We start from the raw sequence: 764 nt of genomic DNA, 5'->3' as shown, positions 1-764 counted from the left end.
GCGATGGATTGCGCCGCGGCTTGCAGGCAGCTAATTTCTTGGCGGGCCGTTATAATCTGGCAGGCAGCTTCCTTCGCGCATGGAATCAGGAGAAAATCGGCTGGTCCATCGTCGACTCCACAATGAACTTGTCCATCCTGTTCTGGGCTGCGGAAATGACTGGCGATCCGCGCTTTGAACAAATCGGCAGGGCACATGCGGATACAGTCGTTGACAAATTCGTCCGCGAAGACGGATCGGTGAATCATATCCTAAGCTTCGATCCGAAGACGGGCGAGCTTATTGAATCATTAGGCGGCCAAGGTGCAGGGCCGCTGTCAGCTTGGAGCCGCGGAGCCTCATGGGCGCTGCATGGCTTGGCGAACGTCTACCGTTACACGGGAGAAGTGCGTTACTTGCGTGCGGCGCAGCGTGTAGCGAATTATTTCTTGGCGTGCCTGCCGGAGGATCATGTGGCACATTGGGATTTCCGTGCGGCTGCATCGCTGGACGATGAGCCGAGAGATACATCGGCTGCTACATGCGCCGCATCGGGGTTGATTGAACTGGCGGAATTCCTGCCAGCCGTTGAAGGCAATATTTACCGCCGCGCTGCGGAGCGCATGCTGCTGTCTCTCACGCAGAACTACGGTACGTGGGATCAGCCGGAGCATCAGGCTATTTTGCTGGAAGGCACGGGCAACAAACCGGCTGGGCAAAACGTGAACGTGTCGCTGATCTATGGCGACTACTATTACGTGGAGTCTATTGCTAAACTGCTGGGC

1 protein-coding gene is annotated in these 764 nt (G+C 56.7%); it reads left to right on the top strand.

Annotation, left to right across the window (positions count from 1 at the left end):
* The coding region (locus AC1DUA_RS39535) for a glycoside hydrolase family 88 protein (RefSeq protein ID WP_477504873.1) at positions 1–764 on the top strand (764 nt) is incomplete at both ends.

It is taken from the genome of Paenibacillus sp. 01T422, assembly GCF_056398785.1.
This window is presented reverse-complemented; position numbering and strand designations above follow the sequence as displayed.